At 37.9% G+C, this 14,559-nt stretch carries 12 protein-coding genes; 10 read left to right on the top strand and 2 right to left on the bottom strand.

Going from position 1 to position 14,559, the window contains the following annotated elements; translation table 11 throughout:
- Positions 1–7: 7 nt before the first annotated feature.
- The 4 genes from C1631_RS06075 (at position 8) to C1631_RS06060 (ending at position 6,075) form a co-directional block, all read left to right on the top strand.
- Positions 8–928 carry an ABC transporter ATP-binding protein gene (locus tag C1631_RS06075; RefSeq protein WP_109711094.1) on the top strand — a complete coding sequence of 307 codons (921 nt, stop codon included), beginning with the start codon at positions 8–10 and terminating at the stop codon, positions 926–928.
- Positions 925–2,490, top strand: coding sequence for an ABC transporter permease/substrate-binding protein (locus C1631_RS06070; RefSeq protein WP_109711092.1), 1,566 nt, complete (start codon positions 925–927; stop codon positions 2,488–2,490). The genes C1631_RS06075 and C1631_RS06070 overlap by 4 nt, the downstream gene beginning before the upstream one ends.
- A gap of 11 nt (positions 2,491–2,501) precedes the next feature.
- Positions 2,502–3,659 (top strand): MalY/PatB family protein, encoded by a 1,158-nt coding sequence (locus C1631_RS06065; protein ID WP_103249808.1) that lies wholly within the window; start codon positions 2,502–2,504, stop codon positions 3,657–3,659.
- A gap of 505 nt (positions 3,660–4,164) precedes the next feature.
- Positions 4,165–6,075, top strand: coding sequence for an amidohydrolase (locus C1631_RS06060; protein ID WP_109711090.1), 1,911 nt, complete (start codon positions 4,165–4,167; stop codon positions 6,073–6,075).
- Between the two features lie 160 nt (positions 6,076–6,235).
- Here C1631_RS06060 and C1631_RS06055 read toward each other — a convergent pair whose 3' ends face one another.
- Together C1631_RS06055 and C1631_RS06050 are read right to left on the bottom strand one after the other, a co-directional pair.
- Positions 6,236–7,024: a PhzF family phenazine biosynthesis protein gene (locus C1631_RS06055; RefSeq protein ID WP_109711089.1), complete on the bottom strand. Its 789-nt coding sequence runs from the start codon at positions 7,022–7,024 to the stop codon at positions 6,236–6,238.
- Positions 7,025–7,122: 98 nt separating this feature from the next.
- Positions 7,123–7,635: an ATP/GTP-binding protein gene (locus tag C1631_RS06050; RefSeq protein WP_109711088.1), complete on the bottom strand. Its 513-nt coding sequence runs from the start codon at positions 7,633–7,635 to the stop codon at positions 7,123–7,125.
- A gap of 149 nt (positions 7,636–7,784) precedes the next feature.
- On the opposite strand from C1631_RS06050, the gene C1631_RS06045 reads away from it, so the two are divergent.
- The 6 genes from C1631_RS06045 (at position 7,785) to C1631_RS06020 (ending at position 14,557) form a co-directional block, all read left to right on the top strand.
- Positions 7,785–8,609, top strand: a complete 825-nt coding sequence (locus tag C1631_RS06045; RefSeq protein WP_103249078.1) for a helix-turn-helix domain-containing protein — start codon at positions 7,785–7,787, stop codon at positions 8,607–8,609.
- Positions 8,610–8,685: 76 nt separating this feature from the next.
- Complete coding sequence (locus C1631_RS06040) at positions 8,686–9,984, top strand: serine hydrolase domain-containing protein (RefSeq protein WP_109711086.1); 1,299 nt, start codon at positions 8,686–8,688, stop codon at positions 9,982–9,984.
- Between the two features lie 111 nt (positions 9,985–10,095).
- Positions 10,096–11,181 carry an alpha/beta fold hydrolase gene (locus C1631_RS06035; protein ID WP_109711487.1) on the top strand — a complete coding sequence of 362 codons (1,086 nt, stop codon included), beginning with the start codon at positions 10,096–10,098 and terminating at the stop codon, positions 11,179–11,181.
- Positions 11,182–11,418: 237 nt separating this feature from the next.
- Complete coding sequence (locus C1631_RS06030) at positions 11,419–12,264, top strand: glycoside hydrolase family 16 protein (protein WP_109711084.1); 846 nt, start codon at positions 11,419–11,421, stop codon at positions 12,262–12,264.
- Between the two features lie 342 nt (positions 12,265–12,606).
- Positions 12,607–13,614, top strand: coding sequence for an OmpA family protein (locus tag C1631_RS06025; protein WP_103247904.1), 1,008 nt, complete (start codon positions 12,607–12,609; stop codon positions 13,612–13,614).
- Between the two features lie 28 nt (positions 13,615–13,642).
- Entirely contained in the window at positions 13,643–14,557 is a 915-nt protein-coding gene (locus C1631_RS06020) for an amidohydrolase family protein (protein WP_103247905.1), read from the top strand.
- Positions 14,558–14,559 lie beyond the last annotated feature (2 nt).

The raw sequence follows: 14,559 nt of genomic DNA, 5'->3' as shown, positions 1-14,559 counted from the left end.
TGTGCCTATGATTACAGTTGAATCGGTTTCAAAAAGTTTTAACGGAAAAAAGGCAGTCGATAGCATTTCTTTTCAGGCCAATGACCAGGAAGTTTTGGTGCTTCTGGGAACGAGCGGATGTGGAAAAACAACAACGTTGAAAATGATCAACCGCTTGATTGAAGCTGATTCCGGAAATATTTTGATTGACGGTAAAAATATTCAGTCACAAAAAGTAGAAGACGTAAGAATGGGAATTGGTTTCGTTATGCAACATTCCGGATTGTTTCCTCATTACACCATTCAGCAGAATATTGCAGTTGTTCCGGACTTGCTTAAGTGGAGCAAAAAAAGGACGACCGAAAGAACCTTAGAGCTCCTGCACAAACTTCACCTTTCCGAAGAATTGCTTTCCCGGTTTCCCAATGAGTTGAGTGGCGGACAACAGCAAAGAGTAGGGATTGCCCGGGCGTTGATTGCCACCTCACCTGTTTTATTGATGGATGAACCATTCGGAGCATTGGATACTATTACCAAAGCCGATATTCATTCGGAATTCAAATCGCTGGAAGAGCTTAAAAATAAAACCATTATTCTCGTCACTCATGATGTTCAGGAGGCGTTTGACTTAGGTCATAAGATCTGTCTCATGGATAAAGGAAAAATTATTCAGACGGGAACACCAAAAGAGATGTTGTACCACCCTGAAAATGATTTTGTTAAAAGTTTTTTTGCCAAAAACAGGCTTTTACTGGAGTACAAAGTAGCCACACTGAAAGATGTGAAATCACATTTTAAAGGCGGTCGCCTGTATGAAGATCTTCAGTTTTCAGAAAATACAGTTGTGTGGAACGCGTTGCAACGATTGAGTGCAGATTATTCACTTTCCGAAGATTATGAAGATCTGGTCAAAGCTTTTAATGAATATCGAAAATTCCAGACTATATGAGCGAGCAAAGTTTTTGGCAATTTATTACCGAACAGCATGAGAAACTGTTCACACAGGTTGTTCAGCATCTGGGACTTACTTTTTTGTCTCTTTTTCTGGCCATCATTATCGGTGTGCCTTTAGGGATTTTAATTGCCAGAAAAAGAAAATTATCAGGTTCTGTTTTAGGAATAGCAGGGATTTTACAGACCATTCCGAGTATTGCTTTATTGGGTTTTATGATTCCCGCTTTCGGAATCGGAGCTACTCCGGCTATTGTAGCGTTGCTTATTTACGCCCTTTTACCCATCATCAGAAATACGTATACAGGAATCACGGAAGTAGATGCAGCGGTGATTGAAGCAGCCAAAGCAATGGGAATGAATAGAACGCAAAGGCTTTTCAAAGTGGAACTTCCTTTAGCAATGCCGGTAATTATTGCCGGGATCAGAACCGCGGCGGTCATCAATGTTGGGGTGGCAACATTAGCCTCGTTTGTTGCGGCTGGCGGTTTGGGTGAATTTATTTTTGGCGGCATTTCACTTAATAATACAAATATGATTCTGGCCGGAGCAATTCCGGCGGCTTTATTGGCGATTTTTTTGGATCAGACCATCGCAGTTTTACAGAAATTGAGCTATCGGTCCGTAAAGAAACTAAAATATATTGTTCCTGTTATCATATTGATCCTGGGTGGTGTTTATCTCTTGACTTCCGCTTCGGGTCATAAACTTAAGGCTGGTTTTACGCCCGAATTTATGGGACGACAGGACGGTGATCTGGGACTTCGTTCGGTATACGGCCTCGATGCACATCCCCTGGTTGTCAGTGATGCCATTATGTATAAGGCAGCATATGAAAAAGAATTGGATCTGATCAGCGGATACTCTACAGATGGCAGAATCAAGGCTTTTGATTTATATGTTTTACAGGATGATAAGAAGATTTTTCCTCCTTATTTTGCCGCTCCGGTGATCAAAACAAAAACATTGGCAAAGTTTCCCGAATTACAAAAAACATTGAATCTTGTTTCAGGGAAATTCAATGATTCAATCATGACGGACCTGAATTATAAAGCAGATTATCTCAAACAAACTCCCGATAAAATTGCCAGAGATTTTTTAATACAAATGAATTTATATAAAGATCCACGCAAAGGAAATTCCCAAACCATAAAAATAGGGTCGAAAATTTTTGGTGAACAGTATATTCTTACCGAAATTTACAAAATGCTCATTGAAGGCTATACCGATTATAAAGTGGAAACCAAAACAGGTCTCGGCGGAACGAAAATTTGCTTTGATGCTTTAATGAATGATGCCATAGATTTTTATCCTGAATATACAGGAACCGGACTTTTGGTTTTACTTAAACCTTCCGCAAAAATGATTGAAGAGGTTTCTAAAAGCCCCGAAAAAACGTTTGATTACGTCAATTCGGAATTCCAGAAACAATATGGAATCGAATGGCTGAAACCCCTTGGATTTAATAATGCTTACGCTTTGATGATGCGAAGAAAGCAGGCACAGGAACTTAAGATTAAAAATATTTCTGACCTGAAAAATTATCTGGATTCAAAATAATGACCTTAAACATGAAATACAATTTCGACGAAATCATAGACAGAAGAGGCACCCATTCCGTAAAATGGGATTGGGCTAAAGAAAATATTTTACCGATGTGGGTGGCTGATATGGATTTCAAAACAGCTCCGGAAGTGATTCATGCTATTTCTGAAAAGGTTTCTCACGGAGTTTTTGGATATGGTACAATTCCCAAAAATTTCAATCAGTCAGTCATCGATTGGTGGGAGACTTATCATCATTTTAGAATAGAAAAAGACTGGCTACTGCCTGCAACAGGAATTCTTCCCTCCCTTTCGGCAATTGTCCGTACATTTGTGAAGCCTGATGAAAATATAATTTTGCAAACCCCGGTTTACAATCATTTTTTTGTCATCCTGGAAAATTATGGGTGTCATATTGTTTGCAATGAGTTAAAATATGACGACGGAGCGTATACTATCGATTTTGATGACCTGGAAAAGAAAGCTTCCGATCCCCAAACGAAACTTCTGCTCTTGTGTAACCCTCATAATCCGGTTGGAAAAGTATGGACCAGAAAGGATCTGGAAAAAATAGCTGAGATCTGTTCCCGAAATAAAGTGATGGTGGTTTCTGATGAGATCCATTCCGATTTGATTTTTAACAACCTCCCTCATATCCCATTTGTTTCGGTAGCTCAACATTATGAACTTGAATCCGTTACTTGTGGTTCGCCTTGTAAGACTTTTAATTTTTCAGGCCTGCCGATCTCTTATCTTATTTCCGGAAATAAAAATATCCTGGAACAAACCCGTAAAACTTTAGAACTTCAGGAAAACAGTTATCCTAATCCTATTGCTATGGAAGCCATGATTGCTGCCTATACAAAAGGACATGAATGGATGGATGAACTGAAAAATTACCTGTATGAGAATTTTATATTTCTGAAAAACTTTTGCAGTGAACATATACCAGAAGTCAAAGTGACTCCTCTGGAAGCTACCTATCTGGTTTGGCTGGATTGCAGTGCATGGGGCAAAACTTCGGATGAACTGTCAAAGATTCTTTTAATGGAAGGCAAAGTCTGGCTCAATTCAGGAACAATGTATGGTAAAAACGGTGAAGGCTTTCTCAGAATCAATATCGGATGTCCAAGGGAACTTTTGACGGAAGGCCTTGAACGACTGAAAAAAGCTCTGAAGGAGTGATTTGAGTTACCCTTTACTAAACCGATGAATTGGTTTAATCTTTACTTATAAATGAAATAAACTAGGCGCCAATTTATTAGAATTGGCGCTTATTGCGTATGGATGTATTTATTGGGACTGTATTCAAAACCGGTATTCATTGTGTTATATAAGGTGAAGGAGCATGATTTTTTTTGCGCTGTAATGCGGTTATTGTATTGAATATATTGGAAATTAAAATTTTAGATAAGAAAAATAATCAATATCCGGTGATAAAGTACTTGTCAAAAGAATATTTTTTTTATATTTTTATAAAATAAAAACTAATAAACTAAAATAAATGGAAATTATTCTTTATAATCTATTTATGAATTAATAATAAATAAAAATAATCCTGTTTTAATTTTAATAATATATTGTATTCTGTCTTTGGATAGACTGATTTTTATATCCATATATCAATATTTAATTAAAAATAGATCTCAATAGAATTAAAACTTAAACACACTAAAAACCAATCATTTCTATGGAAAAATCACACCAACACACGCATGGCTGCGCTCATTGCTCTTGCCACAATCCTGTTCTGGATGTTTTTAAAGAAGACCTTTTCAGTGCAGAAAATCTAACGAAAATAAATCCCGGTTCCGGAAAGCCGACCCATGAAAAACCACAAGCTCTGATGGTCGTTGGAGGAATCATCCGGCCTATGATCGGTGGATCAACGGGTACAGTTGAGGCTATTGGGATGGCTGATGGAAAAGTGGTGATCACCGGTGATAAAAAAACAGTAAAAGACCACATGGACGAAAATTATCCGGGTTATCAGAAAAAAGAATTAACTGCAACTCAAACGTTGCTTCCGGGTCTTATAGAGCCTCATGTACATATGGTTCCTACCGCTATGATGCAGGGTTGGCTGGATTTGAGTCCCTTTGAAGGGCAGGATTTAAAGGACGTATATGATTTGAATTCTGTAGGATCACTCATCAATGCACATGTTCCTACAATTCCCGGGGCTGTTATCTTAGGAAGAGGATTGGATCCGTCGTTAATGCCTTTTAAAGAAGAAAATGGTAAAAAAGAATTAATAACAATTGATAATATAATTCTTGACAGTATTAATCATGAGGTACCTATGATGCTCTTAAGTGCTTCTATGCATACGCTTTATCTGAACACGAAGGCACTGGAGTATGTGTTTAATCACAATCCTGATATAAAGAACGAATATAAAACGGTTGATAAATATATCAGTGAGACCAGAGGCCAGCTTCAGGAAGGCTTGCAGATGACGCCGGCGCTGAAGGTGGTAAAGCTGCAGATCATTGCAATGAGCATCAGGATCAATAGTTACCTGACGGATCTTTTTAAAACGGCTAATTCAAGAGGGGTTACCTTTATGTATGATGCCGGATTGAATAAAGGTTCCGAAGGTCTTTTGACCAAATATTTCGAAACTCATCCTGAACGGGTAAGAACAGGTGGGGCATTTCTTTGTTCCAGTCAGCAAGATGTTGATAAGCTGGATCATTATAAAGAACCAGACCATTACAAGCCTGTATATTACGGGCATGTTAAAGTGGTTTCAGATGGTTCCAACCAAGGATTAACCGGTTATCAGAGTGCTCCGTACCTGTGCGATCCTGCAAATAATACGGGGGTGTTTAATTTTCCACAGGCAGGTATTCCTGCACGTACTATACCACCAAGTTATAACACATTAATCAATACGGTGGTAGCTGTAAAAGGGTGGCCATTGATGGTTCATGCCAATGGGGATCAGGCGGTAACATTTGCTATCAATGCGTATCAACGAAGCCTTGCTCAATATCAGGGACCTGAGCTTCGGAATCGTATAGAACACTGTTCGCTTCTGACGGCCGATCAGATCACCAATATGCTTCAGATGGGAGTTTCGCCAAGCTTCCTGATCGGGCATGTGGGATATTGGGGCTATGCTTTTAAGGAAGTGATTTTCGGTGAAAAAGCACAAATGCTTGATCTGTGCGGTTCAACGCTTGCTGCCGGAATGAGAATTACGCTTCATAGTGACAACGAGGTAAGTCCGTTGGGTCCTTTAAGAATGATGGAGCAATCAATTACCAGAATTATGGAAAAGAATCCAACCAATATTGAAGTTTTAAACAGTGCTGAGCGGCTTACTCCTGAGCAGGCTTTGATTGCAGTTACTTATGATGCGGCATGGCAGTGCTATGCAGACAAGTGGGTAGGGTCTTTAGATAAAGGGCATTTTGCTGATTTTGTTATATTGGAACAAGATCCTCTTTCACTCAATACCCCATCACTACAATATATGAAAATGCGAAACATTCCGGTATTGGAAACCTGGGTGGGGGGAATCCCTGTATATGTGAATGATAAGAATGCAAAAGCTGGTACAGAAAAAGAGATTACTTTATCAGAAAACCAATAACAGACTTTTAAAAGAGATGTCTACAAAAAAAGGCACCCCTTGAATAATAAGTGGTGCCTTTTGGTTTTATGAGGATGACTTTCTAAACGCTTTTAGAATGAAAAACTCTTTCTCGTGGCCTTTTACATTACCGGATTTCGCCGCTTGCTGAAAATGCCAGTTAATCTATGTTTAGATGTCCTGTAGAATAGGTTCTGGCTTTACCTGCGACAATCACTCTTTCATTTTTGTTCTCACAATAGAGTTCACCGCCTCTTTCTGATAGCTGACGGGCGAAAAGCTTGTTTTTTCCTAATCTTGCTGACCAGAACGGAATCAGTGAGCAATGTGCTGATCCGGTTACAGGATCTTCAAGGATTGAGGACTGCGGTGTAAAATATCTTGAAACAAAGTCACAGTCAGTACCGGCAGCTGTGACCACAACGCCTCCCGGATCCAGATTGATAAGGTCAAAGACAGATCTTTCAATTTTGATCTTTTTGATGTCTTCTTCAGATTCATATACCAGAACGTAGTCTCTGGATTTGAAGATCTCCTTCGGCTGTATATTGAGAGATTGGACGATGCTATCCGGAAGAGTAGCTCTTTCAGGCATTCTGGATGGGAAATCCATCTCATAAAACCCATCTTTTACATCTACTGTTAATTCACCGCTTTTGGTTTCAAAAATGATTCGGTCATTCCCGTAGTTTAGGATGGATGCCAGACAATGCGCTGTAGCAAGAGTGGCATGTCCACATAAGTCCATTTCTATTTCAGGGGTGAACCATCTCAGGTGGATGCTATGGCCATTGTCAATGAAGAAAGCAGTTTCTGCTACTGCATTTTCACGGGCTATTTTTAAAAGGATTTCATCGGGTAACCAATTTTTTAAAGGAACAACACATGCCGGGTTTCCATGGAAAATAGTGTCTGTAAAGGCATCTATCTGATATAATTCTAACTTCATGATTAATAAAATTTCGGTCTGTAACAAAGATAATCTATTTTGTGAGTTTATCTGTCGTCTAGCCTAATTTCAATGAGGAATTTTAGTGATCTCCATATCTATGATGGAATTGCAGCAAGTACCTGGTCTTTGCGGTTTGATAATGTGCCACTTACTGTAATGGCCTCTATTCCAAAATCTCCAATCCAATCATAGAGTAGATCATTAACCTGCCTTCTGAGTTTGGGAAGATCCATCTCGTGAGCGGGGATCGGATCCGGTTCGTCAATAGGAACAAATACAAAAAGATCTATTTCGGAAATCATTGTCTGAGCTTTTTCAAACAGGGATTGAATATTTCTGTGTGGATCAAGAACGTGAAGATAGGCTAAGATATCAATCACGCATCTGTCAAATATCACATCGTCTCCACTTTGCGAAATAAGTTGTACTGAATAATTAAACTGCTCAACGAAATCCTCACCACTGGCGTCCTCCGAAAATTCATACCCTGAAGATTCCATTTGATAATAAGGCTCTGTTTCAAGTGTATATCCGGGAAGGTTCTCCAGAAGTTCTTCTGCTAATGTGGTTTTGCCAACTTTGTGAGCGCCGAATATTGCAATTCTCATATTTCAGTCTGTTTTGTGATGTGCCCGAATAGATTCATTAAGGGGTTTTTAATGATTTTTCGTTCGATTCCAAATATAGGTAAAAAATAAAATCATAAAAGATATGGGTTAATTGAACTAGATTTACATACATTTAAAAGCTAAAAAGGATGACCATAAAAGTCTACAGGCCTGAGAACCCTATACTGAAAAAATATATTGAATGCTTTTATATCCTTGAGCAGACCTCTGAAGAAGCTTCTGCTACTTATTTTACCTTCCCCAGCATTTATACCATTGTCACTGCCAGCGAGAAAACAGAAACTCTGGCCACCAAAAATAAAATAACGACCAGATACTGCCCGTCCCATCCCATTGAGACCAATCTGGTAAGTAATTTTAATGAACCGGTACTGGTCAGTTATGAAGGCATAATCAATGAAGTGACTACCTACTTCAAGCCGTTGGGGATCAATAATTTTATACCAGATGATTTAAAGGAGTACTCGGAAGGAAGCTTTCCTGATTTTAGCCCTTATGGAGATTATAAACAAACGATGGCAACCATTCTTTCCATAAAAGATCCGGATGAGAAAATAAAGGCTATAGAATTGTATTGGCTTTCAAAATTTCATCCGTTTGAGGATACCCTGTTGACAGAGGTATTGGCCGAAATGTTCAATACAGATACGATCAATCAGTCTATGACCCAATTGTCTTATGCAACGGGGCGGTCACGCACAACAATCAACAAGCACTTTGATAAACATATTTGTAAAACACCCTCTGAGTTCAAAAAAATTATCCGATTCAGGGCCGCTATTCAAAGTCAGCTTGACAATAAAAATAGAGTAGAATGGTCTTATAGTCTGGATTATTTTGACCAGTCACACATGATCAGGGATTTTAAAAGATTAACAGGTTTTACCCCGAAAGTTTTTTTTTCAAAAACAACAACACTTGAAAAAGATCTCATAAAATGGATGTTTATTTAGTAAGGTTTACAAAAATACAATGATGATGGTTGGTTAAATGGTAACATTGCAGCTTAATAATATCATTCAATAGTTTATGAAGCCAGCTTTAATCATACTTCTATTCCCGATTCTTATGTTTGGGCAGAAAAATGTATCATCCCGTCTTGCAAAATATATGCAGGCCCAGGTTGAGGTAAATAATTTTAGTGGAACTGTTCTTGTGTCGAAAGGGGGTCGTATTTTACTGAAAAAAGCATATGGTCTGGCAGATTACGAATGGAATATTAAAAACACCGTAGATACTAAATTTCAGCTGGCTTCAGTAACCAAACAATTTACTGCCGCAGCTATCCTTCTGTTGGTTGAAAAAGGGAAGCTATCCCTTGATGATAAGCTGAGTAAATTTCTACCAGATTATCCCAAGGCCGATAGTGTCACGATTCATATGTTGTTATCACATACTTCAGGGTTGGCTATGGGCTTTAAGGAGATTGCTATAAGCTCTATGGACAAAGATTCTGCTTATTCCCAAATAAAGAAAATACCTTATGAATTCTCTCCCGGAACTAAAAGCGGCTACAGTAATATCGGCTATTATGTATTGGCTAAGATCATTGAAAAAGTGTCCGGTGAGAAGTATGCTACTTTCTTAAAGAAGAATATATTTGAAAAAGCAGGGATGAATAATACCGGCGTCAGTAATAATGAGTCGATCGTTGAAAAAAAAGCAAAGGCTTACTGTCATACAGAAAATGGGCTGATTCACAATCCTTATATCAATTGGGAAATTAATGTAGGCCATGATGGCGTGTATTCCACTGTCGAGGATCTTGCCTTATGGGATCATGCCTTATATGGAACCGGTATTCTTTCTGCACAGATGAAAAAACTAATGTTTAAGCCTTACGATGATGAAAATTGGGGCTATGGCTTTATCATCAATCCGTTTTACAATCACGGGCATCAGTTAATTGCTCATGATGGAGGGTTTTTTGGTACCATGACTTCCTTTAACCGATTTACGGATGATAACCTTTTTGTGACTGTACTTTCTAATAATGAGTCATTTTCTCATATTATAAGCTACGGCCTTTCCGCTATTGCATTGGGAAAAGAGGTTGAACTTCCTTACAAACACCATCGAATTGAAATAGATACAAATCTGTATGATCAATACATCGGCCAGTATGATACAATTGCCATACTCAAGATTGATGGTAAACTGTATTTTAACAGTGTGGAAATGGAGCTTATCCCGGAGTCTGAAACCAAATTTTTCAGGGCGGATAATCATGACAGAACCATAGAATTCATTGCGGACAGTGCGGGCCATTACCATTCTGTAATTCTGACAAAAGGTGGGGTGAAAGAAATTGTAAGAAAGAGTAAATAGGGGATGTATATTTAAATGTAGTAGGTGGGATTCCATCCTGAGTGGCTATTTTTTTCTATATTTAACCACTATAAATACTAATAACCCAACCAAATAAAAAACATGCGAATTATGAAAAGAAATATCATTCTATTGGTTTCTTTCATTGTATCTTTATTGGCAAAAGCACAAATAAATGCTTCCGCAGATTCCATTATACAAAGGAATTTGTTTCAAAGCTTAAAACCTGAATTTGAGAAATACGAAAAACAACACGGCAATTATATTCAAACCGATAATGTAAAAATGCATTATTTGGAGTGGGGGGATAAAAAAAATCCTACACTGGTCTGGATTCCCGGAACGTATAGCAATGGGTATGAATTATACGAAATGATAGATCAATTGGTGAAAATGAATCTGCATGTCATTGCCATTGATTATTACGGACACGGATTTACCCCAATTTCTCAAAAAAACCTCTCCATCTATCATGTTGCAGATGATGTCAAATTCCTTCTGGATAAATTGAAAATCAAAAAAGCAATTATTGGTGGCTGGTCAAGAGGAGGAACTATAAGTTCAGCATTTTATAATGTGTATCCTGAAATGGTTCAGGCTCTTATTCTGGAAGATGGGGGCTCTGTTGCCTGGGATTTTCAGACAAAGGCAGCCAACATCGAGAAAGATATTGCAGAAACAAAACAATATTATTCCAACAAAAAAACGCTGGTTTTTGATAACGAGTTTGATGCATATTGGTGGATGTATAATAATTGGGGGATCAAAGGAAAACAAAGTGAAAAACTGAAAAAAGAAATTTTTACATCGTATGCCCGTATCAAGAAAAACGCCAATGGGAAATATGAAGTAAATCCCGGCGCAGAAGAACTTACCGGCGAAAACTCTGCGGAAGAAAATATGGCCATTATTTACACTCCTTTTACTTCCAAAACGGCTTTCGGAGCTTCCACACATCAATTGAATCCTAAAATCATTTATCGGAATCTCAATAAACCTATGCTCATTTTCGACCCTGTCAGCAAAAATGACTGGTTCGATTTTAAAGAAGAAAATGATAAGTTGACAAATGAGCATCAACCTTTTATTGTTCATAAAGTATACGAAAACACCTGGCATGGCGTAAAAGATGAGCGCCCAAATGAAGTAGTGAAAGATATCAAAGCATTTTTAGTCAATAACAAATTGATACCGTAAAATTTTATTGATTGATAGAGGTTAAGAAGACGAACCCCAATAGGGCTGGCTCATTATTTTCGTATCTACCAGATGTTTGAATGATAAATTAAGTAAATTTATTGATTTACAGTGTAATCATGTATTTTTGTTTTCAATGAGTTAGGCCGGTGATCTCCTTAACTGTAATATAATTAATGAGAAAGATTGGAGGCACTCAAAATTATTTAACACCTTAACCGATTTTAAATTATTTTTATGAGAATTACGTTTAATTTGCCTCTTGCCAGCTGTATAGCAGGTGTTGTGCTTCTTACCAGTTGCTCAAAACAGTTAGCCATAGAAAATACTGGAAAAAAACCGGGGATCAGTCAAAAATTTAAAACCAAAGAATTCGAAATTGATGATCAGCCGGCATGGGTTGAAGATTTTAATCAAACAGACAATTTTGATACCACAGTATGGTCGAAGATACCTGCAGGAACATCTGACTGGAATAAACACATGAGCAGCAACAATGCATGCTATGCAATGAGAGACGGGAAAATGGTATTACGGGGAATTGTAAATCCTGATACTTCGATTGACCCCAGGCCTTACCTGACAGGAGGAATACAATCAAAGGATAAGAAAGACTTTGGTTTGGGACGTATTGAGATTAGGGCAAAATTTAGTTCAGCCAAAGGAGCCTGGCCAGCTCTCTGGATGCTTTCATCAACAGGTAAATATCCGGAAGGGGGTGAAATAGATATCATGGAACATTTAAATTATGATAAAAAAGTGTATCAAACCATTCATACTCAATACACCCTGGACAATGGCAGTCCGAATATTCCTCAGCGTTTTGCAGAAGTCCCTATTGCCGAAGGTTTCAATACCTATGCCATTGAAAAGTATCAGGATAGTATGGTATTTTTTGTTAATAGTAAAAGAAGTTTTGCTTATCTCCGCACCGCAACAAATAAATTCCCCTATGCGGATGTGAATCACTATTTATTGCTTGATATGCAAATTGGAGGTAGCTGGGTCGGAAATGTTGATCCGGCAACATTGCCTGTAGAAATGGAAATTGACTGGGTGAAATTTTATCCGAAAAAGCAGTAGCTCTTGATATTATCTGCTACACAAAGTCTCCTGACTTTGAGGCAGTACATAAGAGCATTTCCTTACTTGCTCCAAAGTCAGTAGTAAACATCAAAGCTTATTTAAAAATCAGTGGTTTTGAAAATAAAAACTTTGCCTCAGAAAAATACATTATCAATAAATAATCTTTTTAAACGATAAAATCCTTAAAACTAAGGATTTTCCATTCGTATTTTATTTGTAAGTTAGTGCCGAAAAAAATAGTAAAGTAAAATATACCGAACGATTTTGAAGAAGAAGGATCCGTGTTGTTTTATCTCCAACTATAAAAAAATTATATACCAAAAACCTAAATTTATTACAATGAAGAAGACACTGATTATTCTATCCATAGGCGCTTTGCTTGCTGCCTGTAACAAAAAGGCTGAACAGAAAACAGATGCGGCAAAGGATAGTATCACAATAGGAACTACTACAGCTGCAGAAAAATCTACGGGAGGTGCCAATAGTTTTGATATCAACTCCATACCAGTTTCTACCGCTGAAGTGGGTAATTTTCCCTTTTTCAGCTTTCCCAAAGGGCTGGATTTCCAAAATAAACCAGTACAAAGAAGTTATGATATGCTGTTTTTTCCCCTTAAAGGTGTAATGACTCCAGTAGAAGGAAAAGTTTGGAAGACCTATGTAGTCAACGAGAAAAGCAATACAGAAGAATGGTCGCTGCCCTATTTTTTGAAAAGCTATGATGACGCGATTACAAAAGTGGGTGGTGTAAAAATATTTGATGGTAAAGTTTCCCAGAAGGAGCTTGACAGAGTACAACCGGAAGCCAAATACTTTGGAGAAGAAGGTTCTATAGATTATTGGAATGAGCCCGTAAAAGTCTATGTCATCAGAAGGACTAATGGCGATGATATTTATATTCAGCTGTATGGAAATACGGCGACCGGAGCCATACAAATTCTACAGAAAGCACCGTTTGAACAAACGATTTCGATCATAAAATCTGATGAAATAAAAAAAGAATTAGATACAAAAGGCAAGGCCGTATTGCATATTAACTTTGATACAGACAAAGCAAGCTTACAACCCGATGGCAAAACAGCCGTAGATGAAATTACAAAAGTCCTGAAAAACGACAGCAACTTAAAACTTGCCATTAACGGATATACCGATAACAGCGGAAATGATGCCCATAATCTCCAACTGTCAAAAGACCGTGCTACAGCGGTATTAAATGCTATCACCACTTCAGGTATTGATAAAACAAGACTTTCAGCAGAAGGCTTCGGCAGCAAAAACCCGATTGCAGACAATAGTTCTGAAGATGGGAAGGCGCAAAACCGTAGAGTAGAGCTGGTGAAAAAATAAGGTAAGCATTGTAATAAACTATTTAATCATGAAGATCCGATATTTTACCCTTCTATTGGGAATGGTTTGTACTAGCTTTTTTGCTCAGACCTCTGAAAAAATAACCTTTAAAGATACCAAGAACCATTATTTGAAATTAGTTCCAAAGGATAAAGCTGAAGGAATACTTGTTATTTTACCCGGTGGAGGCGAAAATGGCGAAAAAGTAATGAATCAGATTAATCTGGATAATCTGGCATTGGAAAAAAATCTTATCGTATTACTCCCAACCTGGGAAGATGGGGATTTTGGATTTCATATAGAACAGAAGTTTTTAGACAGAATCGTAAAAGATACAGTGGAAAAGCATAAAGTTTCTAAAGATAATATATCAATAGGAGGACTTTCCGGCGGAGGTATGCTGGCTTTTACCTATGCTGAAAGAGCAGTCAGGGACAAAAATACCTATTTTACCCCCAATTCTGTATTCGCTCTTGATGCGCCACTGGATTACGAGAATATGTATTACAGGTTGCAAAGAGAGATAGAAAGAAACTATTCTGAGATTGGAACTAATGAAGCTAAATATTTAACTGCTGAAATGGTTGCGGCCATTGGCACACCGGATAAAAACAGAGCCAATTATCTAAGAGAATCCATGTTTTCTTATCGTGAAAAAGATGGTGGCAATGCAAAATATCTTATGAATATCCCTATTTTGATTTATACAGAACCGGGAATTATATGGCAGATGGAAAACAGAGGAAGAGATATTTATGATCTTAATGCGGCAGATATTACCGCTATGATTAATTTATTGCGAATAAAAGGCCACAAAAACGCTGATCTTGTCATCACCAATGATCGTGGAATTCGTCCGGACGGTACAAGACACCCTCATTCCTGGAGTATCATGGATTCTAAAGAATGTTTAAACTGGATATTAAAACACATGAAGGCATAAGT

Origin of the sequence: Chryseobacterium phosphatilyticum, from assembly GCF_002899825.2 — a bacterium.
GTDB lineage: Bacteria > Bacteroidota > Bacteroidia > Flavobacteriales > Weeksellaceae > Chryseobacterium > Chryseobacterium phosphatilyticum.
This window is presented reverse-complemented; position numbering and strand designations above follow the sequence as displayed.

Coding starts and splice junctions, on each gene's coding strand:
- C1631_RS06075 (WP_109711094.1), top strand. CDS start 8: ATGATTACAGTTGAATCGGTTTCAAAAAGTTTTAACGGAAAAAAGGCA.
- C1631_RS06070 (WP_109711092.1), top strand. CDS start 925: ATGAGCGAGCAAAGTTTTTGGCAATTTATTACCGAACAGCATGAGAAA.
- C1631_RS06065 (WP_103249808.1), top strand. CDS start 2,502: ATGAAATACAATTTCGACGAAATCATAGACAGAAGAGGCACCCATTCC.
- C1631_RS06060 (WP_109711090.1), top strand. CDS start 4,165: ATGGAAAAATCACACCAACACACGCATGGCTGCGCTCATTGCTCTTGC.
- C1631_RS06055 (WP_109711089.1), bottom strand. CDS start 7,024: ATGAAGTTAGAATTATATCAGATAGATGCCTTTACAGACACTATTTTC.
- C1631_RS06050 (WP_109711088.1), bottom strand. CDS start 7,635: ATGAGAATTGCAATATTCGGCGCTCACAAAGTTGGCAAAACCACATTA.
- C1631_RS06045 (WP_103249078.1), top strand. CDS start 7,785: ATGACCATAAAAGTCTACAGGCCTGAGAACCCTATACTGAAAAAATAT.
- C1631_RS06040 (WP_109711086.1), top strand. CDS start 8,686: ATGAAGCCAGCTTTAATCATACTTCTATTCCCGATTCTTATGTTTGGG.
- C1631_RS06035 (WP_109711487.1), top strand. CDS start 10,096: ATGAAAAGAAATATCATTCTATTGGTTTCTTTCATTGTATCTTTATTG.
- C1631_RS06030 (WP_109711084.1), top strand. CDS start 11,419: ATGAGAATTACGTTTAATTTGCCTCTTGCCAGCTGTATAGCAGGTGTT.
- C1631_RS06025 (WP_103247904.1), top strand. CDS start 12,607: ATGAAGAAGACACTGATTATTCTATCCATAGGCGCTTTGCTTGCTGCC.
- C1631_RS06020 (WP_103247905.1), top strand. CDS start 13,643: ATGAAGATCCGATATTTTACCCTTCTATTGGGAATGGTTTGTACTAGC.